Annotated in this window: 27 protein-coding genes and 1 tRNA gene; 18 read left to right on the forward strand and 10 right to left on the reverse strand. The window is 64.3% G+C overall.

Features of this window, described 5'->3' with window-relative positions; translation table 11 throughout:
- Window positions 1-17 precede the first annotated feature (17 nt).
- A complete protein-coding gene (locus J7359_RS09980; protein WP_209056501.1) occupies window positions 18-1,265 on the reverse strand; it encodes an alanine--glyoxylate aminotransferase family protein in 1,248 nt (415 codons plus the stop codon).
- A 189-nt stretch (window positions 1,266-1,454) separates the two neighbouring features.
- On the opposite strand from J7359_RS09980, the gene J7359_RS09985 reads away from it, so the two are divergent.
- The 3 genes from J7359_RS09985 to J7359_RS09995 all read left to right on the forward strand — a co-directional run bounded on the left by J7359_RS09985 (window position 1,455) and on the right by J7359_RS09995 (window position 4,450).
- Entirely contained in the window at window positions 1,455-2,111 is a 657-nt protein-coding gene (locus tag J7359_RS09985; protein WP_209056502.1) for a response regulator transcription factor, read from the forward strand.
- Between the two features lie 103 nt (window positions 2,112-2,214).
- A complete protein-coding gene (locus J7359_RS09990) occupies window positions 2,215-3,189 on the forward strand; it encodes a CoA ester lyase (protein ID WP_209056503.1) in 975 nt (324 codons plus the stop codon).
- Window positions 3,190-3,205: 16 nt separating this feature from the next.
- A complete protein-coding gene (locus tag J7359_RS09995) occupies window positions 3,206-4,450 on the forward strand; it encodes a DUF4147 domain-containing protein (RefSeq protein ID WP_209056504.1) in 1,245 nt (414 codons plus the stop codon).
- Between the two features lie 25 nt (window positions 4,451-4,475).
- Here J7359_RS09995 and J7359_RS10000 read toward each other — a convergent pair whose 3' ends face one another.
- The gene (locus tag J7359_RS10000; RefSeq protein ID WP_209056505.1) at window positions 4,476-5,216 is read right to left on the reverse strand and encodes a glucose 1-dehydrogenase; all 741 of its coding nucleotides are present in this window, start codon (window positions 5,214-5,216) and stop codon (window positions 4,476-4,478) included.
- Between the two features lie 97 nt (window positions 5,217-5,313).
- Between J7359_RS10000 and J7359_RS10005 the strand changes: the two genes are divergently transcribed.
- The 3 genes from J7359_RS10005 to J7359_RS10015 are packed head-to-tail and all read left to right on the forward strand — an operon-like array spanning window position 5,314 to window position 8,620.
- Window positions 5,314-6,255 carry an ABC transporter permease gene (locus J7359_RS10005; RefSeq protein ID WP_209056658.1) on the forward strand — a complete coding sequence of 314 codons (942 nt, stop codon included), beginning with the start codon at window positions 5,314-5,316 and terminating at the stop codon, window positions 6,253-6,255.
- A complete protein-coding gene (locus tag J7359_RS10010; protein ID WP_209056506.1) occupies window positions 6,252-7,064 on the forward strand; it encodes an ABC transporter permease in 813 nt (270 codons plus the stop codon). The genes J7359_RS10005 and J7359_RS10010 overlap by 4 nt, the downstream gene beginning before the upstream one ends.
- Window positions 7,061-8,620 (forward strand): dipeptide ABC transporter ATP-binding protein, encoded by a 1,560-nt coding sequence (locus J7359_RS10015; RefSeq protein ID WP_209056507.1) that lies wholly within the window; start codon window positions 7,061-7,063, stop codon window positions 8,618-8,620. The genes J7359_RS10010 and J7359_RS10015 overlap by 4 nt, the downstream gene beginning before the upstream one ends.
- Window positions 8,621-8,818: 198 nt before the next feature.
- Here J7359_RS10015 and J7359_RS10020 read toward each other — a convergent pair whose 3' ends face one another.
- Window positions 8,819-9,508 carry a winged helix-turn-helix domain-containing protein gene (locus J7359_RS10020; RefSeq protein WP_209056508.1) on the reverse strand — a complete coding sequence of 230 codons (690 nt, stop codon included), beginning with the start codon at window positions 9,506-9,508 and terminating at the stop codon, window positions 8,819-8,821.
- 76 nt (window positions 9,509-9,584) lie between these two features.
- Between J7359_RS10020 and J7359_RS10025 the strand changes: the two genes are divergently transcribed.
- Together J7359_RS10025 and J7359_RS10030 are read left to right on the forward strand one after the other, a co-directional pair.
- Window positions 9,585-9,914 carry an NIPSNAP family protein gene (locus J7359_RS10025; protein ID WP_209056509.1) on the forward strand — a complete coding sequence of 110 codons (330 nt, stop codon included), beginning with the start codon at window positions 9,585-9,587 and terminating at the stop codon, window positions 9,912-9,914.
- Window positions 9,911-10,258: an antibiotic biosynthesis monooxygenase gene (locus J7359_RS10030; protein ID WP_209056510.1), complete on the forward strand. Its 348-nt coding sequence runs from the start codon at window positions 9,911-9,913 to the stop codon at window positions 10,256-10,258. Before J7359_RS10025 ends, J7359_RS10030 begins: the two co-directional genes overlap by 4 nt.
- Before the next feature lie 520 nt (window positions 10,259-10,778).
- On the opposite strand, the gene J7359_RS10035 is transcribed toward J7359_RS10030, so the two are convergent.
- Both J7359_RS10035 and J7359_RS10040 read right to left on the reverse strand, forming a co-directional pair.
- A tRNA-Arg gene (locus J7359_RS10035) sits at window positions 10,779-10,855 on the reverse strand.
- 85 nt (window positions 10,856-10,940) lie between these two features.
- Entirely contained in the window at window positions 10,941-12,371 is a 1,431-nt protein-coding gene (locus tag J7359_RS10040; protein ID WP_209056511.1) for a HAMP domain-containing sensor histidine kinase, read from the reverse strand.
- Window positions 12,372-12,634: 263 nt separating this feature from the next.
- On the opposite strand from J7359_RS10040, the gene rpmH reads away from it, so the two are divergent.
- The 10 genes from rpmH (at window position 12,635) to J7359_RS10090 (ending at window position 20,865) form a co-directional block, all read left to right on the forward strand.
- Complete coding sequence (rpmH, locus tag J7359_RS10045) at window positions 12,635-12,769, forward strand: 50S ribosomal protein L34 (RefSeq protein ID WP_028725980.1); 135 nt, start codon at window positions 12,635-12,637, stop codon at window positions 12,767-12,769.
- A gap of 92 nt (window positions 12,770-12,861) precedes the next feature.
- Window positions 12,862-13,227, forward strand: coding sequence for a ribonuclease P protein component (gene rnpA / locus J7359_RS10050; RefSeq protein ID WP_209056512.1), 366 nt, complete (start codon window positions 12,862-12,864; stop codon window positions 13,225-13,227).
- Window positions 13,224-13,481 (forward strand): membrane protein insertion efficiency factor YidD, encoded by a 258-nt coding sequence (yidD, locus tag J7359_RS10055; protein WP_209056513.1) that lies wholly within the window; start codon window positions 13,224-13,226, stop codon window positions 13,479-13,481. The genes rnpA and yidD overlap by 4 nt, the downstream gene beginning before the upstream one ends.
- Window positions 13,471-14,316 (forward strand): tRNA 2-thiocytidine(32) synthetase TtcA, encoded by an 846-nt coding sequence (gene ttcA / locus J7359_RS10060; RefSeq protein ID WP_209056514.1) that lies wholly within the window; start codon window positions 13,471-13,473, stop codon window positions 14,314-14,316. The genes yidD and ttcA overlap by 11 nt, the downstream gene beginning before the upstream one ends.
- A gap of 86 nt (window positions 14,317-14,402) precedes the next feature.
- Complete coding sequence (locus J7359_RS10065) at window positions 14,403-15,710, forward strand: GGDEF domain-containing phosphodiesterase (RefSeq protein ID WP_209120201.1); 1,308 nt, start codon at window positions 14,403-14,405, stop codon at window positions 15,708-15,710.
- Between the two features lie 185 nt (window positions 15,711-15,895).
- A complete protein-coding gene (yidC, locus tag J7359_RS10070) occupies window positions 15,896-17,794 on the forward strand; it encodes a membrane protein insertase YidC (RefSeq protein ID WP_209056516.1) in 1,899 nt (632 codons plus the stop codon).
- A complete protein-coding gene (locus tag J7359_RS10075) occupies window positions 17,791-18,552 on the forward strand; it encodes an MOSC domain-containing protein (RefSeq protein WP_209056517.1) in 762 nt (253 codons plus the stop codon). Before yidC ends, J7359_RS10075 begins: the two co-directional genes overlap by 4 nt.
- Window positions 18,549-19,199: a ribosome biogenesis GTP-binding protein YihA/YsxC gene (gene yihA, locus J7359_RS10080; RefSeq protein ID WP_209056518.1), complete on the forward strand. Its 651-nt coding sequence runs from the start codon at window positions 18,549-18,551 to the stop codon at window positions 19,197-19,199. The genes J7359_RS10075 and yihA overlap by 4 nt, the downstream gene beginning before the upstream one ends.
- A 64-nt stretch (window positions 19,200-19,263) precedes the next feature.
- Window positions 19,264-20,163 (forward strand): acetylglutamate kinase, encoded by a 900-nt coding sequence (gene argB / locus J7359_RS10085; protein WP_209056659.1) that lies wholly within the window; start codon window positions 19,264-19,266, stop codon window positions 20,161-20,163.
- A 183-nt stretch (window positions 20,164-20,346) separates the two neighbouring features.
- Complete coding sequence (locus J7359_RS10090; RefSeq protein WP_209056519.1) at window positions 20,347-20,865, forward strand: histidine phosphatase family protein; 519 nt, start codon at window positions 20,347-20,349, stop codon at window positions 20,863-20,865.
- A 71-nt stretch (window positions 20,866-20,936) separates the two neighbouring features.
- Here J7359_RS10090 and J7359_RS10095 read toward each other — a convergent pair whose 3' ends face one another.
- From J7359_RS10095 to crcB, 5 genes are all read right to left on the reverse strand, one after another.
- Window positions 20,937-21,953: an amino acid ABC transporter substrate-binding protein gene (locus J7359_RS10095; RefSeq protein WP_209056520.1), complete on the reverse strand. Its 1,017-nt coding sequence runs from the start codon at window positions 21,951-21,953 to the stop codon at window positions 20,937-20,939.
- A 158-nt stretch (window positions 21,954-22,111) separates the two neighbouring features.
- Entirely contained in the window at window positions 22,112-22,828 is a 717-nt protein-coding gene (locus tag J7359_RS10100; RefSeq protein ID WP_209056521.1) for an ATP12 family protein, read from the reverse strand.
- A complete protein-coding gene (locus tag J7359_RS10105; protein WP_209056522.1) occupies window positions 22,825-23,481 on the reverse strand; it encodes an HAD-IA family hydrolase in 657 nt (218 codons plus the stop codon). Before J7359_RS10105 ends, J7359_RS10100 begins: the two co-directional genes overlap by 4 nt.
- Window positions 23,478-24,524: an RluA family pseudouridine synthase gene (locus tag J7359_RS10110; protein WP_209056523.1), complete on the reverse strand. Its 1,047-nt coding sequence runs from the start codon at window positions 24,522-24,524 to the stop codon at window positions 23,478-23,480. The genes J7359_RS10105 and J7359_RS10110 overlap by 4 nt, the downstream gene beginning before the upstream one ends.
- The gene (gene crcB / locus J7359_RS10115) at window positions 24,521-24,895 is read right to left on the reverse strand and encodes a fluoride efflux transporter CrcB (protein ID WP_209056524.1); all 375 of its coding nucleotides are present in this window, start codon (window positions 24,893-24,895) and stop codon (window positions 24,521-24,523) included. The genes J7359_RS10110 and crcB overlap by 4 nt, the downstream gene beginning before the upstream one ends.
- Window positions 24,896-24,904: the final 9 nt, after the last annotated feature.

Genomic DNA, 24,904 nt, shown 5'->3' on the forward strand with positions numbered 1-24,904 from the left:
CCTCCCCTGTGCGCCTGTCATTCCGCCGCGACGGCGCGATCGAACTGTCGGTCCAGAATTGCCGTGATCCGCGTCATGTCGATGCCCGCCCCCATCCGGTTCATCGCCTCGCCGAACCGGGTGACGATCTCGGTGATCGCGCGGCGGTTCAGCAGGTTGAGGATGCCGATGCGGACCTGCACAGGTTCGGACAGCGTGGGCCAGATGCCGAAGCCCTCGGCACGGCACGTCTGCACCAGTTCCATCTCGCGGCCGGCCAGATGGTCCGGCAGCGTCAGCACCACCAGCGAGGTCATGTTGGACGTCACCTTGCAGCCCATCGCCGTGACCGCCTCGCGTAGCACCGCCTCGTGGAAGGCATAGCTTTTGGCCCGGCCCGTGACGGTTTCCTGCAGGGTGATCCGCAGCGCCTCGTGAAAGGCCGCGACCGCATAGGCGCTGTGGGTGCGGTGATATGTTCCCTTCTCGACATCCTTGCCGTCGATGATGCCCCAGTGGCGAGCTTCAAGGATCGGATGATGGACGAAACTGCGGCATCCGGTCCCCCGCAGCGTTGCGATGTAACGGTCGCTGAACGACACCGGCGCATAGGTCAGCGGCAGGCAGCAGATGCCCTTTTGCGGGCACGAGGCCCAGCCATGCACGCCCGGAAAATCATCGATACGGAAATCCGCGACACCCAGCGATGACACCGCATCGACAAGCCCCATCACATCATGGCGTTCGCAGGCGTCCGAAAATCCGCGCAGATCGTTGATCCGGCCCGAACCGGTTTCCCAATGCGCCATCGCCGCCCAGTTCGGGCGATGTTCGGCCAGCGCGGCCTCGACGATCTCGCCGGTGACCGACGCGCCGTGCGGCACCGTCACGACGGTGACCGATGCCGCCTGCGGATCCAGCGGGCTGGCCGCCAGTTCTTCGGCGGTGGCGGCCTTCATCCGCACCGTCAGCCCGTCGATCCCCGAGAACGTGCCGTTCACGAACATCACCACCTTGTCGCCAGGCATGACCGCGCCGAACATCGCGTCCAGCCCGCTCCACCCGGTGCCGGCGACGCCGAATGTGTGGATGTTGGCGGTGCCCATCACCTCGCGCAGCATCGTCTTGCATTCGATCATGCCGCGCAGAACATCGGCCTGCATGTGGTCGGCGGTACCCGCGCCGGCGAACCGGGCCAGAACCCGTGGATCGGTATTGCCCGGCCCCGGTCCGGCCGCCAGTGTCGGCGGAATCTCCAACTGCGGGAAAGTCATTATCTTGCTCATGTCAGCGCGTTCCCGAAACTAAATTGCTCTTGGAACAAGGCCCTGTCTCGACTGGAACCACAACATGCGTTACTCCTGCATCTTGGCATCCATTGGGATGGCTGTTTCCCTGCCCATAAGGGTGGAAATGCCACCTTTGGCTGAAGTGACCCTACCCGATCCGGGAGGAAATCAGAGGAAAGGACTAGAATGCCGACCGTCAGCGCATCGACTTCCCGGATTTCCGTCAGCCTTGCCTGCAGCAATCCGCTGGTCCTGTCCGCCATGTCGGCGGTGTTCGAGCGTGATCCCCGCTTCTCGCTGATCGCGACCTCCGCCACGGCCGAGGGATTTCTGGCCAACGTCGTCCGCGTGCCTGCACAGGTCGGCGTGATCGACTGGGATCTGCCGATCCTGGGCGGCGCGCGCCTGCTGGAGGTCCTGCGCGAACAGGACGACGGCCCGCGCATGGTCGTCTATGCCGATCAGGGCAGCGCCGCGCACCGCGCGGCGATGGGCGCGGGCGCCGCGGGTTTCGTCACCCGCAACGGCCCGGTCGAGGCGCTGCTGGATACCTGCATCGCGGTCGCCGCCGGGAAGATGGTCTTTCCCTATCTGGACGTGCGCGATTTGCAGAAGGATCCGATCCACAGCCTGTCGCGCCGCGAACGGGTGATGCTCGAGGCGCTGTCCAGGGGCCTCAGCAACCGCGAATTGTCGAAAGAGCTTGGCATCTCGACCAACACGGTCAAGTTCCACCTGTCGAACCTCTATGACAAGCTGTCGGTCAGGAACCGCGCGCAGGCCATCGCCTTCTTCTATTCGAACCGCCTGCCCGGCGGGGACGGCACATCCGCCGACGGCTGAAACGCGGGCGCAGGAATGCGACCTTGCGCCGTCTTGACGCGAAAGATCATTTCTTCGTTGCATGAAGGCGCCGATCCGAATTCCCCAAGAGGAGCGAACCGAGATGAGTTTCCATTCCATCGAGCAGGCCCCGGCGCGGCTGAACCGCAGCGAGCTGGCAGTGCCCGGTAGCCAGCCGCAAATGTTTCAGAAGGCAGCGGAATCCGCCGCCGACGTGATCTTTCTGGACCTTGAAGACGCGGTAGCACCGGATGAAAAGGAACAGGCGCGCAAGAACATCATCAAGGCCTTGAACGAGATCGACTGGGGCAGGAAAACCATGTCGGTCCGAATCAACGGACTGGACACGCATTACATGTATCGCGACGTGGTCGATGTGGTCGAACAGGCCGGGCAGCGGCTTGACCTGATCATGATCCCCAAGGTCGGAACCGCCGCCGATGTCTATGCCGCGGACATGTTGGTCACGCAGATCGAGGATGCCAAGGGCTGGACCAAGCGGATCGGGTTCGAACATATCATCGAAACGGCACTGGGCATGCAGAATGTCAGCGACATCGCGGCGGCATCGAAGCGCAACGAAAGCCTGCATTTCGGCGTCGCGGACTATGCCGCCAGCACCCGCGCCCGGACCACCGTGATCGGCGGCGTGAACGAAAACTATGCCGTGCTGACCGACCCCGATCCCGCCGGTGAACGTCAGGTTCACTGGGGCGACATGTGGCACTATGCGCTGTCGCGGATGGTCGTTGCCGCGCGCGCCAACGGGCTGCGCCCGATCGACGGCCCGTTCGGGGATTTCTCGGACCCGGACGGGTTCAGGGCCGCAGCCTATCGCGCCGCCGTGCTGGGCTGCGAAGGCAAATGGGCGATCCATCCCAGCCAGATCGCCCTGGCCAATGAAGTGATGAGCCCGTCCGAGGCCGAAATCGCCCGCGCGCAGAAGATCCTGGACGCGATGGCCGAGGCAGAGGCCGCCGGCAAGGGCGCCGTATCGCTGGATGGACGGCTGATCGACTATGCCTCGATCCGGCAGGCGCAGGTGCTGGTCGAAAAGGCACGTCAGATTGCAGGCTGAGCCGAACACCAAAGACATGCGCGCGCTGGCGCGGCATCTGTATGATGTGGCCGTCGGCGCGGCCGACCCGGCCCGCGCCGTGCGCGCGCATTTCGAACGTCACCCGCCCGCCGCGCTGCATGGCCGCAGACAGCACTATCTGATCGCGATCGGCAAGGCCGCCCCCGCCATGCTGGCCGAGGCGATGCGCCGTGTGCCACCGCCCTTCGACGCGCTTGCCGTCACGCATCATGAAAACAGCCAGACCGTGCCAGGCGCCCGCGTTCTGAAGGCAGGCCATCCCGTGCCCGACGCGGCAGGTCTGCACGCCGGACAGCAGATCGCCGGGCTGCTGGCCGGGGCGGGCGCGGATGATCACGTCTATGCCCTGGTCTCGGGCGGCGGATCGGCGCTGGTGCCCGCGCCGGTCCCACCCCTGACCCTGCAGGACAAGCAACAGGTCAATCGCGTCCTGCTGGAAAGCGGATTGGACATCGCGTCGATGAACCTGGTCCGGCAGCAGCTGTCCACGCTGAAGGGTGGCGGTTTCCTGCGTCTGGCGGCCCCCGCCCCGGTCACCGCGCTGATCCTGTCGGACGTGATCGGCAACGATCTGGCCGCCATCGCCAGCGGCCCGACGACCGCGCCGCTGGGAAGCCGCGCCGACGCGCTGGCGCTGCTGCGCCGTCACGGATTGTTCGATCGCCTGCCGCTGCCTGTGCGCGAATTGCTGGAAACGCCCCGGGAACCATCACGGTCGCCGGACGCGGACAATCACCTGATCGGCAGCAACGATCTGTCCCTTCAGGCGATGCAGCGCGCGGTGCCTGATGGCTGGACGGCCCGGATCGTGTCCGACCACCTGACCGGTGACGTGGGCGACGCCGCCCGCAGGGTCATCACCGCCGCACGCGACACATCGTTGCGCCAGCCGACCGCACTGATTTTCGGCGGCGAAACCACGGTGCGGCTGCGCGGCGACGGGCGCGGCGGGCGCAACCAGGAACTGGCGCTGCGCGTCGCCATGCAGGGCGGCGACCTGCCGCCGGGCTGGGTGTTTCTCAGCGGCGGGACCGACGGGCGCGACGGTCCGACCGATGCCGCGGGCGGACTGGTCGATCAGGGAACCGCCGGCCGCATCGCCGCAAGCGGCGCCGACGCGGCGGCCCTGCTGGCCAACAACGACAGCTACGCGGCACTGAAGCACGCGGGCGACCTGCTTGTGACAAGGGCCACTGGAACCAATGTCGCCGATGTGCAGGTCATGCTGCTGACGCCTTAGAACGCCGCGCCGATGGCGGCGCCCCTCAGATACAGCGCCCGCCATCGACCTCCATCGCGACGCCGGTGATCATCGACGCCTCGTCCGAGGCCAGGAAACAGGCGGCGTTGCCCATGTCCTCGGGCGTCGAGAAACGCCCGATGGGGATCGTGGACAGGAATTTGGCCCGCATCTCGGGCGTGTCCTCGCCCATGAAGCTTTTCAGCAGCGGCGTTTCCCCGGCGACCGGATTGATCGCGTTCACACGGATGCCGAACGGCGCAAGCTCGACCGCCATGGCCCGCGTGGCGGTGATCAGCCAGCCCTTCGAGGCATTGTACCAGTTCAGCCGCGGCCGGGGCGACACGCCCGCGGTCGAGGCAACGTTCACGATCGCACCCCGCCCCGCGGTCTTCATCAGCGGCACGATCTCGCGCGCGATCAGATAGATCGACTTGCAGTTGACCGCCAGAACACGGTCGAAATCCGCCTCGGTGACCTCTTCCATCGGCGTCGGCAGATGCGTCACGCCCGCGTTGTTCACCATCACGTCGATCCTCCCGAACGCCCGGATCGTCTGCGCAACCATTTCCGCGACGCTGGCGCTGTCGGCGACATCGGCATGGACACCAAGGCCGCCGATTTCCTCCGCGATCTGACGGGCGGCGGTGTCGTTGATGTCGGCGACGACCACCTGCGCGCCCTCGGCCGCGAATTTGCGTGCGATCCCCGCACCAAAGCCGCTGCCCCCACCGGTCACGACGGCGATCTTGTCCTGAAGCCTCATGCTGCCCCCTTCCCTTTTTTCTGCGCACATGATCGCCAGACGGACGGCAGGTGCAACCCGCTTTACCGCCGCGCGTCGGTTGATTAGCGTCGGTGTCATGCTGTGCTTTCTTCTTCGCCGGATGATCTCGTTGGGGCTAAGCCTGCTGGTGGCCTCGGCGCTGATATTTTCGGTCGTCGAACTGGTGCCCGGCGATCCGGCCAGCTTCATGCTGGGCACCGGCGCACAGCCCGAAACCGTCGCCGCGCTGCGTCAGCAGATGGGGCTGGATCAGCCCCTGCCCCTGCGCTACGCGGCGTGGGTCGGCGCGCTGCTACAGGGTGATCTTGGACAAAGCTTCACCTACAAGACCCCCATCGCGGGGATGATCCTGGAACGGATGCAGGTCTCGCTGCCGCTGGCGCTGATGGCGCTGACGCTGGCCGCGGCCATCGCCTTTCCGGTGGGCATCTACGCTGCTGCGCGCCGGGGCAAGGTGGGCGATGCGGCGGTGATGGGCGGCACGCAGCTGGGAATCGCGCTGCCGAATTTCTGGTTCGCGATGCTTCTGGTGCTGCTGTTCGCGGTCAAGCTGCGCTGGCTGCCCGCAGGCGGCTTTCCGGGCTGGAGCCAGCCTGCCGCCGCGCTGCGATCGCTGATCCTGCCCGCCGTGGCGCTGGCCCTGCCGCAGGCCGCGATCCTTGTCCGCGTGCTGCGATCCGCACTGATCGAGACGCAGGGCCAGGACTATATCCGAACCGCCCGCGCCAAGGGGCTGACCGCCGGACAGACACTGCGCCGCCACGCGCTGCGCAACGCGCTGATCCCGGTGCTGACGATCATGGGAATGCAGTTTTCCTTTCTTCTGGCCGGGGCGATCATCATCGAGAATGTCTTCTACCTGCCCGGCCTGGGCCGGCTGATCTTTCAGGCGATCAGCCAGCGCGACCTGATCGTGGTGCAATCGGCCGTGCTGGTGCTGGTCGCCGCCGTGATCTCCGTGACCTTCCTGGTCGATCTGGCCTATGCCGCCGTCGATCCAAGGCTGCGCAACCGATGAGATGGGGCATGATCCTGGGCGCGGCGCTGGCCGGGCTGGCGCTGATCGCGGCGGTCCTGTCCTTCGTCTGGACACCCCATGACATCACCCAGCTTGCCATCGCCGACCGGCTGCAACCGCCCTCCGGCGCCCATCCGTTCGGCACCGACCATTTCGGACGCGACATCCTGTCGATGGTGATGCTGGGTGCGCGGGTCTCGATCGCCGTCGCGCTGGTGGCTGTGGGCATCGGCGCGGGCATCGGCCTACCGCTGGGACTGCTGGCGGCCGCCCATCGCGGCGGCTGGCTGGACGATCTGGTGATGCGCGGCAACGATCTGATCTTCGCCTTTCCCAGCCTTGTCATCGCCATCCTGATCACCGCCGTCTTCGGACCGTCGGCATTGAACGCGATCATCGCCATCGGCATCTTCAACATCCCGGTCTTTGCCCGCGTCACGCGCGGTGGGGCGCTGCCGATCTGGACGCTGGACTACATCCGCGCGGCCGAGGTGTCGGGCAAGGGCGCCGCGCTGATCAGCCTGCAGCATATCCTGCCCAACATCGCCAATCTGCTGATCGTCCAGGGCACCATCCAGTTCAGCCTCGGCATCCTGGCCGAGGCCGCCCTGTCCTATGTGGGGCTTGGCGCGCAGCCGCCCACGCCAAGCTGGGGCCGGATGCTGGCCGAGGCGCAGACCATGGTCACGCTGGCCCCGCATGTCGCGATCATTCCCGGCCTGTGCATCGTGCTGACGGTGCTGGGACTGAACCTTCTGGGCGACGGCCTGCGCGATGCGCTGGACCCGCGGCTGAAGGTGGTGCGGTGATCGATCTGCGCGATCTGTCGGTCTCTATCCGCGACACGCAGGTGTTGCGCGATGTCGATCTGCACCTCATGCCCGGCACCATCACCGGGCTGGTCGGCGAAAGCGGATCGGGCAAGTCGATGACGGCGCTGGCGATCATGGGCCTTCTGCCGCACCGGGCGCGCGCCGTCGGCCAGGTGGTGCTGGACGGGCAGAACCTGCTGACCATGCCCGAACCGGCGCTGTGCAAGATCCGCGGCAGGCGGATCGGCATGATCTTTCAGGAACCGATGACCGCGCTGAACCCGCTGATGACCATCGGCAATCAGGTGGCAGAGGTGCTGCGCATCCACCACGGCATGGACCGCGCGGCGGCGCTGGCCCGTGTCCGCGAAAGGCTGGACCGCGTCGGCCTGCCCGATCCGCGCTTTCCGCTGACCCTCTATCCGCATGAATTGTCGGGCGGCCAGCGTCAGCGGGTGGCCATCGCGCTGGCCATCGCCGAACGCCCCGACCTGCTGATCGCGGACGAACCCACGACCGCGTTGGACGTGACCACGCAGGCGCAGATCCTTGACCTGCTGGCCGGGCTGGTCCGCGACGAAGGCATGGCGCTGTTGCTGATCACCCATGATCTTGCCGTGGTCGCCGGTCTGGCCGACCGCGTGGCGGTGATGAAATCGGGCAAGATCGTCGAGGAAGGACCGACCGAGACGCTGTTCCGCACCCGGTCGCACCCCTATACGCGCCAGCTTTTCGCGGCCTCGCGCCACGCCCCGTCGCGCCATGCGCCCGCAACCGGCAGCCCGCTGCTGCAGATCCGCGACGCGGTGCGTGAATACCGCCTGCCCGGCGGCGACAGGCTGCGCGCCGTCGATGGGGTCAGCCTGTCCATCGGTCGCGGCGAAAGCGTCGGACTGGTCGGCGAATCCGGCTGCGGGAAATCGACGCTGACCCGCGCGATCCTTGGCCTTGATCCGTTGCAGGGCGGCACGATCGCGCTGGACGGGCGACAGGTGATGGCAGGGCGGCGGATGCCGCGCGATCTGCGCGCGCGCATGCAGGTGGTGTTTCAGGACCCGTTCGGCAGCTTCGATCCCCGCTGGCGCGTCGCCCGCCTGGTGGCCGAACCGTTCCACCTGACCGACCGTCCGGCCGACTGGCGCGACCGCGTCGGCGCGGCCCTGTCCGAGGTCGGGCTGCACCCCGATGACGCCGACAGGCATATCCACGAATTCTCGGGGGGGCAGCGTCAGCGCATCGCCATCGCCCGCGCCCTGATCATCCGCCCCGACCTGATCGTGCTGGACGAGGCGGTCAGCGCGCTGGATGTCCGCGTCAGGGCGCAGGTGCTGGACCTGCTGGCCGGTCTGCGCCGCAGCCACGGCCTGTCCTATCTGTTCATCAGCCATGATCTGTCGGTGGTGCGCGGCATCACCGATCGCGTGCTGGTGATGCAGAAAGGCCGCATCGTCGAGGACGGCGCCGCCGAACAGGTCATCGACGCCCCCAGCGCCCCCTATACCCGCCGCCTTGTCGCCGCCATGCCGCGCATCCCGAAGGATTGGGTGGCTTAGGCCCTACCCGTCTGAAACCTGACTGCACTGAAGCTGCCACAGGCAGAACCTGCTGCGCAGGAACATCCACCGGACAAATGCCACGGCCTGCGTCAGGCAGGCCGGCAGTTCACACGGAATGGGGTTCTGTGAGTTTTTACGCGCTGCTTTGCGGGACGAAGCGGGCATTCGCTGCGCGAACGCCAACGTCCGGTTTCATCACGCGAGGTCTTTTGGAAACATCCGATGAAAGGCTTTGGCCCCAGTGTGCGAGAACGATACGACACGGGTTTTCTGATCCCGCTTTGCCCAAGCCAGCTCCTCGAAGCGCGTCAGCAACGCCCTCCCAAGGCTTCCTGCAAGGTGCGATCTGCGCTCGCTCCAGTCTAGGCATTCGCGGCAAAGGGGCGCGCGCGCCTTTTGCAAAGCGCAAAGGTCGATCTCGAAACCTGCCGCGAACGCTGCGCCCGAGTCGGTCAGTTTCAGGCCTTCGTCCTCAAGGACGATATGCCCCTGTGCCATCAGGCTGTCGAACATCTGCGTGCCCATGTCCCCTGCCAAGTGGTTGTAGCAGACCCGCGCCTCGCGTAGTTCGGCGTCCTTTGGACCATTGCGTTTTCGCAAATGTCCGGCTCCGGCCGCGAAACCCATCAGTCCTTCGAGAACGTGCGCAACGTCATCACTGGCGAGGGAGAAATACTTGTGCCGACCCTGCTTACGGGGGCGTAACAGCCCGCCTGCTTCAAGCTTCGACAGGTGCGAGCTGGTCGTCTGGATCGTGACACCGGCCTCTTCCGCCAACTCGCTCACGGTCAAGGCCTTACCACTCATCAGTGCGGTCAGCATGTTGGCGCGAGCCGGGTCGCCGATCAGGGCGGCGGTGTGAGCAATATCTGGACCCGCTTTCATACTTCGACCCTAGTCGAAGCATTTGCTCCATGCAATCGTTTAGCCTGGCGGAAAGACGATCTTGAAAGAGGCGACAATGCTGACCTGTATCATCCGCTACCACATCGACCCAACTAAAAGAGCCCAGTTTGAGGAGTATTCCCGCAACTGGGGACAGGCGATCCCGCGCTGCGGGGCTGATCTTATCGGCTATTATGCCCCGCACGAAGGCTCATCGACCTTGGCCTATGGCATCTACAATGTCGCGAGCTTGGCCGAATATGAAACGTATCGCTTGCGATTGGCGGCGGACCCGCTAGGGCGCGAGAACTATGAGTTTGCCCTGAAAGAGAAGTTCCTGCTCCGCGAAGACAGGACATTCCTGAAACTCGCGTCCGCGCCCCACGGCCCCGGAACCACAACATGATTGCGGTCATCTTCGAGGTCGAACCGGTCGATGGGCGCAAGGAGGAATACCTCGATATCGCCGCTGAAATGCGTCCGATGCTGGACAGGATCGAGGGCTTTATCTCGGTTGAACGGTTCCAGAGCCTGACCGATCCTCGTAAAATCCTGTCCCTATCATTCTTCGAAGATGAAGCAGCCATCGCACGTTGGCGCAACCTAAGCGCCCACCGGGGGGCACAGGCGAAGGGGCGCGGAGGCGTGTTTGATAACTACCGTCTTCGCATCGCCAGCGTCATTCGGGACTACGGCATGTTCGACCGTGCGCAGGCCCCGTCCGACAGCCGCAAAGCGCACACGGAATGACCGCCGGAGAGCTTTGGACACCGATCCGTTAGCTGCCATTCATGCAGCCCGCAGCATCGGTGAAAAAGGGCTCAAAGCCGGCATTCGATGCTCGCTGCATGAACGTCTACCCCTGCGGCACCATGATCCCAGATCATTTATAGGGGGCAGGGAGATTGCCCGGCCGCGCCTTTTCCGGGTCCAAGGGGATTTGGGCAAGCCAAACGCCCTTGGACGACAGGGGGAAGACGCTGCCTTCCCCCTCGGGCAAGCCGATTAGACCGGGCCGTGTCCTCGGCTGCGCCTGCGGGCCGCACCACCCCGGTCGAATAGACTTGCCTCGCCCCCTTCCGCGTTCGCCACGTGACAGACCTGCAAGAGCGCGGCCCAAGGGCCGGTTCTTGCAGGTTACGCCAATGATGGAAGGAAAAGGGATGCCCAGGACGCAAAATGCCAGACGTCGGCGACGACGCCAGACGTCAGGTTGGGTCAGAAATCTGACGGAAAGCCGAATATCTCTGACAGACGATAATAGGAGAAATGGCGGACCCGGAGCGATTCGAACGCCCGACCCCCAGATTCGTAGTCTGGTGCTCTATCCAGCTGAGCTACGGGTCCGTCGTAGGGCGGTGATCTATCGCCGCCGTCTGGGGGATGCAAGGGGGTAGCAGACAAAAAAGTTGATCTGTCGGTTGCTTGCTGATCAGCCTGCCCCCGCACCCTGCGGCACGGGTGGCGAGGCCATGTCCCGCGGCATGTGTATCATGAACTCGGTCCCTTCGGCATCGCTGCGCATCAGTTCAAGCTTTCCGCCATGGCCGCGGATCAGGTCTGCCGCGATCGTCAGGCCAAGCCCGGTGCCACCCTTCCGCGCGCTGCCGGTGAATGGCTTGAACAGGAACTCTCGCGCCTTGTCGGGCAGGCCCGGCCCGGTATCACCCACACGGATCCACCAGTCGCTGTCGGTCTCGCCTGCCCCGATCTCGACCGTGCCGGGCTGGCCGGTCCCCTCGATGGCCTGGCGCGCATTGCGGCCCAGATTGGTCAGGACGCGATACAGTTGATCCTTGTCGGCGCGGATCATCAGACTGGGCGGGATGTCGGTCAGAAATTCGACCTGCGGCTGACCGGCCGATTGCCCTGCCAGCGTCTCGGCCTCGACCAGTTCAGACACAAGCTGCGACAGGTTGAACCGCGACAGTGTCGGTGCGGGCTCTTCGGCCTTGCCGAACGCCAAAGTCGTCTCGCACAGGGTCACAGCCCGAGAGATGGATTTCAGCAGCTTTGGCGCGGCCCGCTTGACCTTGGGATCGGCGCTGTCTTCCAGCCTGTCGGCGAAGATCTGTGCGGTAGTCAGGATATTGCGCAGATCGTGACTGATCTTGGCGACGGCCTGCCCCAACAGCGCCATCCGTTCCTTCTGCTTCAGCGAAGATGTCACGGTCTTCTGCATGGCCTCAAGCGCGGTCTCGGCCTCGCGCAGCTCGGCCAGCCTGGCATCGGGACGGATGATGTGACGTGGATCCTCGGGCGCACCGGCATAGGCGGACAGGTTGCTGATCACCCTTCGAATAGGGACCAGAATCAGCCGCTGGGCCGCAAGGTTCAGCAGCACCGCAGTCAGGATCGAGAATGCCGCCGACAGCGCCAGAAGCCGCACGCCATATTCGACCATCGCCGCACGTAGCGGCGCAGTGGGCATGGTGATCTCGATCAACTGGCCCGCCTGATTGACGGGGGCGCCGATCACGCGGATCACCCTGTCGGTATTGTCGCCAAGCGTCGCAAGCGCGTCATCCACCGTCTGCAAGACGGTCTCGTCGCGCAGATCATAGGTGTCGCTGACAGGGCCGGGAATGGTCGAGGCCAGGACAAGCTGACGCACGTCGTCACGCCGCAGGACGACGTTGAAGACGCCGGCATTCTGCAAAAGCTCTGATTCCAGATCGGCGGCCAGCGTCTCATCAGTGGTCGCCAACAGCGCGAGGCTGGCGATCTGTGCACGCTCCAGTCGCGATTCGAGATAGTCCAGCCGAAAGCTGGCCAGCGCGGGCAGCAGGATGAAGACTTCTGCAAGCACGACGAAAATCATCGTCAGTGCTGCGAATCGGCCAGAGATCGTGTTCAGTCGCATCTTGTCCGGGTCGTGGCCTTTTAACACCCGCTTTTGCCGGGCAAGGCGGCAATTGCACATCAAACGAATGTGATCGCTGCAGGGTTCCACCAGCGCGACCGATATATTTCGACGCCATAAAGACAGGTGATGCCGGTTGACGCCACCCCCAGCTTGCACTATCCAGCGGGCTTCGAACAACCGGCGCGTTCGCGTGCGGGGCTGTGACGTTTTGTCCTGCCGCACCAGCCGCCACCCGCAAGCATCGACCCGGAGACCTGACCATGAAGCGCACTTTCCAACCCTCGAACCTCGTTCGTGCGCGCCGTCACGGCTTTCGTGCCCGCATGGCCACCAAGGGCGGCCGTCGCGTGCTGAACGCCCGTCGCGCCAAGGGCCGCAAGCGCCTGTCGGCCTAAGCACGACCGGCGGCATCGTCCGCCGTCGAAAGGCTGTGATCATGCCGCCCATGCCCCATCCAGGCGCTGAAGCTCAGCCACGGGATGACGGCATGGCGGCATTTCGCATGTCTGGCAGACCGAATGGAATGCCCCCTGTGCTCAGGAAGCGTGCCGAGTTTCTGGCTGCGGCCAAGGCACGTCGGCAGGGGACGCCCGGCTTTCTGTTGCAGGCGCGGCGACGCGCTGATGACGGTCCGGCGCGGGTCGGCTTTACCTGTTCAAAGAAGGTCGGCAACGCTGTTCTTCGCAACCGCGCCAAGCGTCGCTTGCGGGAAATAGCAAGGCTTTGCCTGCCAGACGCGGGAATGCGTGGTTGGGACTATGTGCTGATTGGGCGGCCCGGGGTCACCGTCAGCCGCGACTTCACCGCGATGCGCGACGATCTGTCGCGCGCACTGCGCAAGATTCACTCATGAGCCCGCTGGCACGGATGCTTGCACTGCCGGTGCGCGCCTACCGTCTGGTCGCCTCTCCCTGGGTCGGACATGGCTGCCGGTTCCAGCCGACCTGTTCCGCCTATGCGCTGGAGGCACTGCAACGTCACGGCGCGATCCGTGGCGGCTGGCTGGCGCTGCGGCGCATCTTCCGCTGCCACCCCTGGGGCGGTCAGGGCTATGATCCGGTGCCCGGCGCCGACCCCGATCACGAAAGGCATTCCGATGCTGGATGACAGCGACGACACCGACATTCATGCCCTGTTCGCAGGCGCCCCGTCATCGACCGAATTTCGCAAACTGCGCAAGCGGCTGGTCCGCGAGACCCGCGCCGCAATCGAGGATTTCGGCATGCTCCGGCCCGGTGATCGCTGGCTGGTCTGCCTGTCGGGCGGCAAGGACAGCTATACCCTTCTGGCGGTGCTTCACGAACTGAAATGGCGTGGCCTGCTGCCCGTCGATCTTCTTGCCTGCAACCTGGATCAGGGCCAGCCGGGGTTTCCCGCGACGGTCCTGCCGGAGTTCCTGACCGCGCGCGGCGTGGACCACCGGATCGAGTATCAGGACACCTACTCCATCGTCACCGACAAGATCCCGCAGGGACGAACCTTTTGCGCGCTATGCTCGCGACTGAGGCGCGGCAACCTGTATCGAATCGCCCGGGAGGAAGGCTGCTCGGCCGTGGTGCTGGGCCATCATCGTGACGATATTCTGGAAACGTTTTTCATGAACCTGTTCCACGGTGGCAGGCTGGCTGCGATGCCGCCGAAGCTTTTGAACGAGGAAGGCGATCTGAATGTGTTGCGTCCATTGGCCTATGTCGCCGAAGACGACTGCGATCGGTTCGCACGGGCGATGAACTATCCCATCATTCCCTGCGATCTATGCGGCAGCCAGGAAGGGCTGCAGCGCGTTCAGGTCAAGAAATTGCTGGATGAATGGGAGGCGCGCAGCCCGGGGCGCCGACAGGTGATGTTCCGCGCGCTGATGAATACCCGCCCCTCGCATCTGCTGGACCCGAAACTGTTCGATTTCGCCTCGCTGTTCCCGGATTCCTCAGGCTCTGGTTGATTATCAAGTCGGACGACAGGAACATTAACGGAACAAAAAGTATTCTGGGCTAGTCATGGTCGCGACGCTTCCGTGAAAGGGCCGCGATGTTGGCAAGGGCAATCACTTCCGGATACCGGTTCCTGCGTGGGCTGCGGCAACGCCTGAATGGACGATCGACACCCCATGCGCGCAGCCTGCTTTTGCTGCGGTTGGAAAATCGTGACCTGCTTTCGGCTCATCTTGGAAAGGCCGGATTCAACCATCTGCTGGTCGGCCTGACGGTGCGCCTCAGCCGCGCCATCCGCCCTGATGATCCTGTGCAGATGCCAGAACGCGGCATGTTTGCCGTGGTGTTGACGAACCGTCACGAAGATGAGGCAAAGCGCATCGCCCTGCGGCTTCAGGCGCAGGCCCAGAAACATCTTCCGATCTCGGGAATATCGGTTCTGCCCGTCCTGACCGGCGTGCTGGTCCACGCGGAAGGCGCCGACCAACCCGACTTGGAAGATCTGGTTCGCAACGCCCGCTGCCGTCTGGACGACGGCGATCCATCACGCCTGGGGCAGATCACGCTCTTTGCGCATGACCCCGACCTTGACGGCGGCGACCTGCCCGCGACGGTCGCCGAAGCCGCGGCTGACGGACAGATCGTGGCACATTTCCAGCCCCAGCTATGCTGCAATTCCGGCCGTGTAACCGGGTTCGAGGCACTGGCACGCTGGAACCATCCTGCCCGCGGCCTTCTGCCGCCTTCGGCCTTCATGCCGCGGATGAGCGATGAGGATCATCGGGCCCTGACCCTGTGCATGATGCGTCAGGCGATCTTGGCCCTGAAGCACTGGGACCAGCAGGGCTGGCATGTGCCGACCGTCTCGATCAACATATCCAACAGCGAATTGTCGGACCCCGGATTTGCCACGGCATTGCTGTGGGAACTGGACCGGCAGGACATCGGTGCCGACCGGCTGGTTCTGGAAGTGCTGGAAAACGTCGCGCCCGTCACCAGCAGCAACGAAGCCCGGGAAAACCTGTCCCTGTTGACGCGTGCGGGTTGCCGGTTGGATCTGGACGATTTCGGGACCGGATATGCCAGCCTTGACGCGATCCGGCAATTCGGCATCCACCGGATCAAGATCGACCGCAGCTTCGTGATGGGATGCGACATCGATGCCGGTCAGCAGCGCATGATCCTAGCGATCCTGGCACTGGCCGAAAGGCTGGGCATCGCGGCCTTGGCCGAGGGTGTGGAAACCCGAGACGAACACGGGTTCCTGGCGCAGATGGGATGCGATGAGGTGCAGGGCTATGCGATCGCGCGCCCCATGCCATTGGAAGATACGTTCGAATTCCTGTCGCAGCACGCCGCGAATTCCAGGAACATGCCGGGGCTTCCGCGGCGAGACGCAGGCTGAGATCGCGGGCGTCAAGCTGCGCAACGCGACCTCGGCCATCCCTTCCTGCCTGCAAAACCACACGCGCGGCCTGCCAATCGGGTGAATTTCTTACCCGGCACCGTCGCACGCGGGCAAATGCGCTTGACCTTTCAGCCCCCCTTCTGTTGAACCGGCGCGACTGACGCGATGACAGTGGTGACCCGATGCAAGACAACAACCGCAATCTGATCCTGGCGACGGTATTGTCGTTTCTGGTGATCCTGATCTGGTACACCGTCTTCGCACCGGAACCACCAGCGGAACAGCAACGCAAACCTGCCGTGGCAGAACAGGGTGTCAATGACGGTACTGCGGCGCCGCCTTCCGCGAACGCGCCGGACGCGACGACCACCGCCGATCTGGGCAGCGCCGACGCCACCGAGGCCGAGGCACGCGCCGGACGCATCGAGATCGAGACCCCCTCGCTGAGCGGTTCGATCTCTTTGGCGGGGGGACGGATCGACGACCTGCAACTGACGAAATACCAAGAGACGCTGGCCGAAGATTCCCCGGATGTCCGGCTGCTTGCCCCCTCATCCGCAACGGCGGACCCGTCGATCGACGCCGCTGGCACCAAACCCTACTACGCGGTCTACGGCTGGACCCCCGGTCCCGGCGTGGATCCCGCGCAGGTCCCCGGCCCGGCAACGATCTGGCGCGTGGAATCCGGCGATACGCTGGCACCCGGCCGGCCCGTCACGCTGGTATGGGACAACGGCGCGGGCCAGATCTTCCGTCGCGTCTTCGAACTTGACGACAACTATCTCTTTACCGTCAATCAGAGCGTTCAGAATAACAGCGACAGCAGCTTCAGCGCTGCGCCCTACGGCATCATCGCGCGTCACGGACGACCCGACACGCAGAACTTCTTCGTTCTGCACGAAGGCGCGGTCGGCATGCATGACGGCGAACTGATGGAGCTGAAATACAAAAATATTGTCGATCTTGATCCGGTGGCTCGCGAAGGCCGCGCCGAGGTGATCGACGTGAACGAGAACGGCTGGATCGGCTTTACCGACAAGTACTGGATGACCACGCTGGCACCGGCACCGGGCCAGGCATTCACCGCCGTCGTCAAGTACGCCGAGAACGCGGATATCTATCAGACCGAGGCCCGCTATCCGCTGCAGACGGTTCAGCCCGGCGCGCAGGCCAGCGCGACCGGCTATCTCTTTGCCGGCGCAAAGGTGACCGAGATCATTCGCGGTTACGAAGAAGATCCCGGCATCCAGCGCTTCGTCGATTCGATCGACTGGGGCTGGTTCTATTTCCTGACGAAACCGATCTTCAGCCTGCTGCACTGGCTGAACGCGCATATCGGCAACATGGGCTGGTCGATCATCGCCCTGACCTTCATCCTGAAGCTGCTGGTCTTCCCGCTGGCGCGCAAATCCTACATCTCGATGGCGAAGATGAAGGAACTGCAGCCCGAGATGGAGGCCATCAAGGAACGCACCGGCGACGACCGGATGAAGTATCAGAAAGAGGTCATGGAACTGTACAAGACCCAGAAGGTGAACCCGGCCGCGGGCTGCCTTCCGGTGCTGCTGCAGATCCCGATCTTCTTTGCGCTCTACAAGGTGATCTTCGTCACGATCGAACTGCGGCACGCGCCGTGGATCGGCTGGATTCGCGACCTTGCCGCGCCCGATCCCTCAAGCCTGCTGAACCTGTTCGGGTTGCTGCCCTTCTCGCCGCCTGCCCAGGGAACGCTGCTGCACTCGCTGTCGCTGCCGGTTCTGGCGATCGCGCTGGGGATCAGCATGTGGATGCAGCAACGGCTGAACCCGACCCCCACCGACCCCGCACAGAAAATGATCTTTGCGTGGATGCCGTGGGTGTTCATGTTCATGCTGGGCGGATTTGCCTCGGGGCTGGTGCTGTACTGGATCACCAACAACACCATCACCATCATCCAGCAGTATTCGATCATGTCGATGCACGGCCACCGTCCAGACCTGTTCGGAAACATCAAGGCCGCGATGCCGAAGCGACCGCGGGTGAACGCGGCCAAGAACGGCCAGCCGGATGACAAGGTCGACGGCAAGGGCAAAGGCAAGTGACAGGACGTCTGGCCCATATCCGCCGCCATCCGATCAAGTCGATCGGCGGCGAGGGGCTGGACAAGGTCACGTTGACCGCCGCACGCCGCCTGCCCGGCGACCGCGAATTCGCGGTCGTCACCGAACGGGGCGAACGCAATGCGCGCGCCAGCGAAACGGCTGGCCAGCCTGATCGCTGGCTGCCCAAGTCCTGCTTTGTGCGCGGCGTCGTCTCGCCTCTGGTCCAGGCGATCAGTGGCGGCTGGCAGGATAACCGCATCGCGCTGACGCATCCCGCGCAGCCCGGCCTGATCTTCGATCCCGAGACCGAGCAGGAAAGACTGCTGGACTGGCTGCGGCCTCTATGGCCCGGCGAGGCCGGGGTCGCATCGCGGCTGGTCAGGGGCGCGGCGATCTGGACCGACAACAAATGGCCCTGGATCTCGATCCTGTCGATGACCAGCCTCGCGCATCTGGAACAGGAAATTGGTCACACGCTGGGGATCCATCGCTGGCGTGGCAATCTGTGGATCGACGGGTGGCAGCCCTTTGCGGAACGCGACCTGATCGGACAGATTCTGACCATCGGCAATGTCGAGTTGCGCGTGACCGATCATATTGGCCGATGCGATGCGACCAGCGCGGACACCGGCACCGGCCAGCGCGATCTGGATATGGTCGCAACGCTGGAACGCCTGTATGGGCACACCGAGTTCGGCATTTTCGCCGAAGTTGTCACCGGCGGGGACATCGCCATCGGGGATAGGATCGCCGCATGAAAGTCGCCTTCCCCTGTGCCCCCGAACCCGACGCCGATCAGGCCGAGGCCGCCCGCCTGCTGTTCGCCGGCCCGGTCGATTTCGTCAAGGGCGTGGTCGCGATGGACGGCCTGCCGGCCGCAGATCGGCCAGAGGTCTGCTTTGCCGGTCGCAGCAATGTCGGCAAATCCAGCCTGATCAATGCGCTGACCGGTCGCAAGGGCTTGGCCCGTGCCTCGAACACACCCGGCCGAACGCAAGAGATCAACTATTTCACGCTTGGCGATCACGGCTATCTGGTCGATCTTCCGGGCTATGGCTTCGCCAAGGCACCGGTCGCCGTCGTCGCCAAATGGCAGGCGTTGCTGAAATCCTACCTGGCGGGCCGCCCGACGCTGCGCCGGGCCTTTTGCCTGATCGACGCCAGGCATGGCGTAAAACCGGTCGACCACGAAATCATGACCCTTCTGGACAGATCCGCCGTGCCGTTTCAGGTCGTTCTGACCAAGGCCGACAAGCTGGGCCCGAACGCGATAAAGCCGGTTCTGGCGCAGGTCGAGGCCGAACTGCAGAAACATCCTGCCGCCTTCCCGCAACTGGTCGCCACATCGTCGGAAAAGGGCGAAGGCATCGCGATATTGCGGGCGATCATCGCCGGTCTGGACTGACCGCGCGCGCCGTCCTAGGGTCCGCCCTGTCGCACAAGGGCCTTTAGGGATGAAAAAACAGAAGATGAACCGGGACTGGATCGCCACCGCGCGCACATTGTCAGAGGCCCTGCCCTATCTGCAGCGCTATTCCAACGCAGTCGTCGTGGTCAAGTTCGGCGGCAATGCGATGGGCGACGACGAGGCGATGGCCGAATTCGCCCGCGATATCGTCCTGATGAAGCAGGTCGGCATGAATCCGATCGTCTGTCATGGCGGTGGCCCCATGATCAACGACCTGCTGGCCAAGCTGGGAATCGAAAGCCGCTTCGTGCGGGGCAAGCGCGTGACCACCAAGGAAACCGTCGAAGTGGTCGAGATGGTGCTGTCCGGTCTGGTGAACAAACGCATCGTGCAGGCGATCAACGACGCGGGCGGTCGCGCCGTGGGTATCAGCGGCAAGGATGACGACATGATGGTCTGCGAGGCCGATGACCCAGAGTTGGGCTTCGTGGGCCGTCCCGTGGAAATGAACATCCAGATCATCCGCGATCTGTACACCGCAGGCATGATCCCGGTCTGCGCACCTGTGGCCACGGGCATGGAGGACAACGAAACCTTCAACGTCAATGGCGACACCGCTGCCGGCGCGATCGCCGGTGCCTTGAAGGCCGACCGGCTGCTGCTGCTGACCGATGTCGCAGGGGTCAAGGACGAGACCGGCGAGGTGGTGACGCAACTGCACCCCGATCAGGTCCGCGAGATGATCGCCGATGGCCGGATCGGCGGCGGCATGATCCCGAAGACCGAGACCGCGCTGAAGGCGATCGAGGATGGCGTGCGTGCCGTCGTCATCCTTGATGGCCGGGTTCCCAATGCCTGTCTTCTGGAACTTTTCACCGAACACGGTGCGGGCAGCCTGATCCGTTCGACCGAACCGCGCGTGACACCGCGCGGCCTTCGGCAAGGCGAAGGCGGGCTATAGCTCAAACCGACGATCGGTACCGGAAACCGACCTGCCACGCACCCGCGGCCAAGACGCTGCGGATCTGGGTACGACTTCGCGAGCGCATGTATCTTCGCGCGATGTCGGTGGCGCTTGCCCGCGCCGCAGCGCCTGTGGCAGGCTGCCTGAACAATTGGCATGGCATATGAGGCAGTTTACCCCATGACACCGCTTGGACATCGACGGCTGATCCTGACCCGCCACGCCAAATCGGCATGGGACGATCCGACGCTTGCAGATCATGACCGGCCCTTGAACGCCAGGGGCCGCAGATCCGCACTTGCGCTGGGGGACTGGCTGGCGAGCCGTGGATACGAGCCCGAGGAAGTCCTGTGCTCGTCCGCGCGCCGTACGCAGGAAACCTGGGCGATGGTGGCGGCTGCCCCGGTCGAGGTCAGGCCACTGCTGCGCATTGAACCGGGATTGTATCACGCCAGTCCCGACAAGATGCTGACGATCCTGCGAACCGCCAGCCACCCGACCGTGATGATGATCGGACATAATCCGGGCATTTCGGAATTTGCCGCGCTGCTGCCGGCGCGCCCGCCCCTGGATCCGGATTTCCGCCGTTACCCGACTGCGGCGACATTGGTCGTGGATTTCCAGATCGACAGCTGGTCCGAGATGCGTCCGGGCGAAGGCAGCGTCATGGATTTCGTGCGCCTTGACGGACGAAACTGACCCGCGTGGCGCCCCGACGTCGGGGCGTCGTCATTGTTCCTTGTCAGCCGCCGACTTCACGGGACCGGCTGTCAACGGAAAGGCGGCGCGTACATAAGCCCGCCCTGCGTCCATTGTGCATTCAGGCCACGCGCCAGACCGATCGGAGTCTGTTCTCCGATATTGGCCGCGAAGATCTCGCCATAGTTTCCGCTGGCCTGAATGGCGCGTTTGGCCCATTCCGCATCCAGCCCGATCATCGCGCCCAGATCATCCTTGACGCCCAGAAGCCTCTGGATCTCGGGGGTTGCCGACGACTTGACCAGTTCCTCGATATTCTTCGAGGTGACGCCGTATTCTTCCGCCGCAATCAGCGCGAACAATGTCCACCGCACCACGTCGCCCCATTGCCCGTCCTGTTGGCGGACAACCGGGCCAAGCGGCTCTTTCGAGATGATCTCGGGCAGAACGATATGATTCTCGGGATCGGCGAAGGCGGCGCGCGTCGCGGCCAGACCCGAGGCGTCCGTCGTATAGGCGTCGCAGTCGCCAGCGGTATAACGCCGCTCACCCTCGGCATCGCCTTCGACCTCGACCGTGTTCAGCGTCATGCCGTTGGCGCCAAAATAATCGGCCAGATTCTGCGCGCTGGTCGAACCACGCTGCACGCAGATCGGCGCCTCGCCAAGTTCCTTGACCGATGTGACGCCCAATTCCTTGCGCACCATGAAGCCCTGACCGTCGTAGTAATTGACGCCCGCGAATTCCAGCTTCAGTGCGGCATCCCGCGAGAAGGTCCAGGTGGAATTGCGAACCAGCAGATCCACCTCGCCATCCATCAGCAGCTTGAAGCGGGTATCCAGATCGGTCGGAACAAACTTGACCTTGGACGGATCCCTGAGAACCGCGGCGGCGACGGCGCGGCAGAACGCCACGTCGAACCCCGTCCAGTTGCCATTGGCATCAGGCGCGGCAAAGCCCGCCAGGCCGGCATTCACACCGCAATGCAGTTCCCCGCGCTGCCTGATATCCGCCAGCACATCGGCAGATGCCTGAGCCACCAGCATCCCGGTAGCCGCAAGCGCGCCGAGTGTTGCCCTTCCAATCATCACTGCCCCTTCTTCCGAGCCGACAAACCCTTTTCGCCGCTACCCGCTGACACGCCGTTCTCGTTGATGAAATCCGCCTGCCGCCGCCGATCTTCGATAGGCAGTATTGTGCCGATACCGCCTGTCAGGTCAAGCCGACCCTTGCTTTCGTGATCAACTCAATCCGCACGCGACAGGTGCCAGAACCTTTCAGCCGACAGGATGGCCTGACGGCGCGATTCGGCAGCCTGCATCGCTTCTTCGTCTTCGCCCCACTGGCTGGCCTGAAATGCCTCGTCTATGCGCGACAGCCGGTGCGCTTCCTCGCCATTGATCCGGCCATGCGCCACCGCCAGCCCGATTATCAGCGAGCCCGGCACTGTCACAAGATCATGCATTGCCATCAGACCGAAAGGGTCAAGCCCGCTCAACTGGGACCGCAGGCGGGCCAGCGCTCCGGCATCCTGCGGCACCGGGATCACGCCATGAGTGATCCGCAAAGGGGCATGCAGCTGCGTCGCCGCCCAATCGATCAGCGGATCCCAGCCTTCGGCCTGCATCCGGATCAGCGTCTCGGGCTGATCCGCGCGATAGGACAGCAGGTCGGTCGCCCCGTAATCCGCCAGCATCGACACCACGCCATCGAACTGCACCGCGACTTTCTCGATGGCGGAATTCGCCGCACGGGTCAGCGGCATCGTCGTGGGATCGATCACCTCGCGCTGCGCCTCCCATTCCGCGGCGATCGCCTGCGCCAGCCGCATTGTCGGCAATTCCAGAGCCAGCTTTCCGGGGGTGCGGACCGGTCGTTCGTCCAGCGTCACCTCCCATCCGCGATCCGTGACCTGCCGCACCGAGGCGCCCGTCCAGAAGCGCCTTGCCTTCCATTCGCTCATCCTGCCCACCTTTCGATTTCGCGGGTCAGTGTCTGAAAATCAGGCGCAACCAGCGCCGCACCGGCCTCGCGCAGCATCGCAGCATCGTGATAACCCCAAGCGACCCCAAACCCCGCGACACCGGCCGCGCCCGCCATCTGCATGTCGTATCCGGTATCGCCGATCATGACCGATGACGACGCATCGCCGCCGGTTTCGAAGATCGCGGCTCGCAGCATCGCGGGATCGGGTTTCGACGGATGGTCGTCGGCCGTCTGCAGATTGACGAAAAACCCTGCCAGGCCATGAGCCTCGATCATGCTGTTCACGCCGCGCCGTGACTTTCCCGTGGCGACCGCCAGCAACAGATCATCCCGCGCGGACAGCAGGTCCAGACAGTCCCGCGCGCCAGGATACAAGGGCGGCTGCTCGACGATCCGTCCGAAACTGAAGGCCGAGCGATACCCGGCGGCGATACGGCGTTGCACGGCATCGTCAGCGTCCGGCGCAAGCTCTGCCACGGCACGATCCAGCGACAGCCCGACGCAGGACAGGATTCGCGGCCGATCGGGTGTTTCCAGCCCGACAAGATCAAAGCCGCGACCCATCGAGGCGCAGATCAGGTGCTGACTGTCCACCAGCGTCCCATCGACGTCGAAGACGACCAGCTTCATGCGTCCTCGGCGAAGGGATCATCAGGCACGTCGCTTTCGTGCCAGCCAAGCGTTTTCCAGGTGCGCGTCATATGGTCGGGCAGCGGCGCCGTCAGCGTCATGCGCTTGCCGCTGATCGGATGATCGAAGCTCAGGCTGCGGGCGTGAAGATGCAGCTTGCGGCTGATCTCTCCCCCCAGCTGCGCTCCCCATCCGTCGCCCAGGTTTTCCTGACCCGAACCGCCGTATTTTCCGTCCCCGACGATCGGGTGACCCAGTTCCGCCATATGTGCGCGCAGCTGATGGGTGCGACCCGTGATCGGCACCAGCGCGCACCAGCTGGCACGCGTTCCCAGCGCATCCAGAACGGCGTAATCGGTCGTCGCGCGCTTCGCGCCCTCGGTCGCGGCGATGTCGCGGGGGTGAACGGCGACCATCTTCTCACCCTCTCCGGACCGTCCGTGGCCGGGCGCCTTCACCAGACCATAGCGGATCGTGCCCATGCGCGGCGATGGCACGCCGGCAACGGCCGCCCAGTAGATCTTTCGGGTCGTGCGCGACCGGAAAGCCTCGGACAGGGCGCGGGCGATGCGGTCGGTGCGCGCCAGCAACAGCAGGCCCGAGGTATCCTTGTCCAGGCGGTGCACCAGTTTCGGACGATCCTTGTAGCCGAACAGCAGCGCATCGGTCAGCCCGTCGACATGGCGGTTACCCTGGCCGCTGCCACCCTGACTTGGCAGTCCCGGCGGCTTGTTCAGGGCGATGATATGCTGATCCTTCCACAGCACCGCCTGCTGGATCACATCGCGATCTGCGTCGGGGATTCGTTCCGCCGCAGGTTTGGGCGTTGCCGCGGCAGAGGGCACCGGCGGAACGCGCACCTCTTGCCCGGCCTCGATCCGGACATTCGCCTTCACGCGCCCCCCATCGATGCGCAACTGGCCGGTGCGGCACATCTTTTCGACAGCGCCCTGGGTCAGTTGCGGAAACCGCTTCTTCAGCCAGCGATCCAGCCGCTGATCGCCCTCGTCCGCGCCAACGATCATGGTTTGAACTCCGCTCATGCCCATAGCCCGCGACCAAGCACCATGCCCGCCACCACGGCGGCAATCGATAGCAGCACCGAGGCGATGATATAGACCGCGGCACCGACATGCTGGCCGCGCTCCCACAGGGTCAGCGCATCCAGCGAGAAGGCCGAAAACGTCGTGAACCCTCCCAGCAAGCCGGTCAGCAGCAACGGCGCGAAATGGTTGTTCCAGCGATAGGCCATGAACGCCGCAAGCAAGCCCATGGCAAAGCTGCCCACAACGTTGACCACGCCTGTGGCGACAGGAAAACCGGGCCCGTGCCACGCAATGGCACGATAGACAGCATAGCGCGCCGTGGCACCCATTGCGCCGCCGATAGCGACCTGAAAGAACGGATTCATCATGGCATGCTC

Source organism: Paracoccus sp. R12_2 (assembly GCF_017744015.1).
Lineage (GTDB): Bacteria > Pseudomonadota > Alphaproteobacteria > Rhodobacterales > Rhodobacteraceae > Paracoccus.

Excerpts from the sequence above, each read along its gene's own strand:
- argB (WP_209056659.1), top strand. The coding sequence starts at position 19,264 with ATGAACCGGGACTGGATCGCCACCGCGCGCACATTGTCAGAGGCCCTG.
- J7359_RS10000 (WP_209056505.1), bottom strand. The coding sequence starts at position 5,216 with ATGAGGCTTCAGGACAAGATCGCCGTCGTGACCGGTGGGGGCAGCGGC.
- ttcA (WP_209056514.1), top strand. The coding sequence starts at position 13,471 with ATGCTGGATGACAGCGACGACACCGACATTCATGCCCTGTTCGCAGGC.
- J7359_RS10040 (WP_209056511.1), bottom strand. The coding sequence starts at position 12,371 with ATGCGACTGAACACGATCTCTGGCCGATTCGCAGCACTGACGATGATT.
- J7359_RS10065 (WP_209120201.1), top strand. The coding sequence starts at position 14,403 with ATGTTGGCAAGGGCAATCACTTCCGGATACCGGTTCCTGCGTGGGCTG.
- J7359_RS09985 (WP_209056502.1), top strand. The coding sequence starts at position 1,455 with ATGCCGACCGTCAGCGCATCGACTTCCCGGATTTCCGTCAGCCTTGCC.
- yihA (WP_209056518.1), top strand. The coding sequence starts at position 18,549 with ATGAAAGTCGCCTTCCCCTGTGCCCCCGAACCCGACGCCGATCAGGCC.
- J7359_RS10020 (WP_209056508.1), bottom strand. The coding sequence starts at position 9,508 with ATGAAAGCGGGTCCAGATATTGCTCACACCGCCGCCCTGATCGGCGAC.
- rnpA (WP_209056512.1), top strand. The coding sequence starts at position 12,862 with ATGGCGGCATTTCGCATGTCTGGCAGACCGAATGGAATGCCCCCTGTG.
- J7359_RS09995 (WP_209056504.1), top strand. The coding sequence starts at position 3,206 with ATGCGCGCGCTGGCGCGGCATCTGTATGATGTGGCCGTCGGCGCGGCC.
- yidD (WP_209056513.1), top strand. The coding sequence starts at position 13,224 with ATGAGCCCGCTGGCACGGATGCTTGCACTGCCGGTGCGCGCCTACCGT.
- rpmH (WP_028725980.1), top strand. The coding sequence starts at position 12,635 with ATGAAGCGCACTTTCCAACCCTCGAACCTCGTTCGTGCGCGCCGTCAC.
- J7359_RS10010 (WP_209056506.1), top strand. The coding sequence starts at position 6,252 with ATGAGATGGGGCATGATCCTGGGCGCGGCGCTGGCCGGGCTGGCGCTG.
- J7359_RS10100 (WP_209056521.1), bottom strand. The coding sequence starts at position 22,828 with ATGAGCGAATGGAAGGCAAGGCGCTTCTGGACGGGCGCCTCGGTGCGG.
- crcB (WP_209056524.1), bottom strand. The coding sequence starts at position 24,895 with ATGATGAATCCGTTCTTTCAGGTCGCTATCGGCGGCGCAATGGGTGCC.
- J7359_RS10090 (WP_209056519.1), top strand. The coding sequence starts at position 20,347 with ATGACACCGCTTGGACATCGACGGCTGATCCTGACCCGCCACGCCAAA.
- J7359_RS10095 (WP_209056520.1), bottom strand. The coding sequence starts at position 21,953 with ATGATTGGAAGGGCAACACTCGGCGCGCTTGCGGCTACCGGGATGCTG.
- J7359_RS10025 (WP_209056509.1), top strand. The coding sequence starts at position 9,585 with ATGCTGACCTGTATCATCCGCTACCACATCGACCCAACTAAAAGAGCC.
- J7359_RS10005 (WP_209056658.1), top strand. The coding sequence starts at position 5,314 with ATGCTGTGCTTTCTTCTTCGCCGGATGATCTCGTTGGGGCTAAGCCTG.
- J7359_RS10105 (WP_209056522.1), bottom strand. The coding sequence starts at position 23,481 with ATGAAGCTGGTCGTCTTCGACGTCGATGGGACGCTGGTGGACAGTCAG.
- J7359_RS09990 (WP_209056503.1), top strand. The coding sequence starts at position 2,215 with ATGAGTTTCCATTCCATCGAGCAGGCCCCGGCGCGGCTGAACCGCAGC.
- J7359_RS09980 (WP_209056501.1), bottom strand. The coding sequence starts at position 1,265 with ATGAGCAAGATAATGACTTTCCCGCAGTTGGAGATTCCGCCGACACTG.
- J7359_RS10030 (WP_209056510.1), top strand. The coding sequence starts at position 9,911 with ATGATTGCGGTCATCTTCGAGGTCGAACCGGTCGATGGGCGCAAGGAG.
- J7359_RS10110 (WP_209056523.1), bottom strand. The coding sequence starts at position 24,524 with ATGAGCGGAGTTCAAACCATGATCGTTGGCGCGGACGAGGGCGATCAG.
- yidC (WP_209056516.1), top strand. The coding sequence starts at position 15,896 with ATGCAAGACAACAACCGCAATCTGATCCTGGCGACGGTATTGTCGTTT.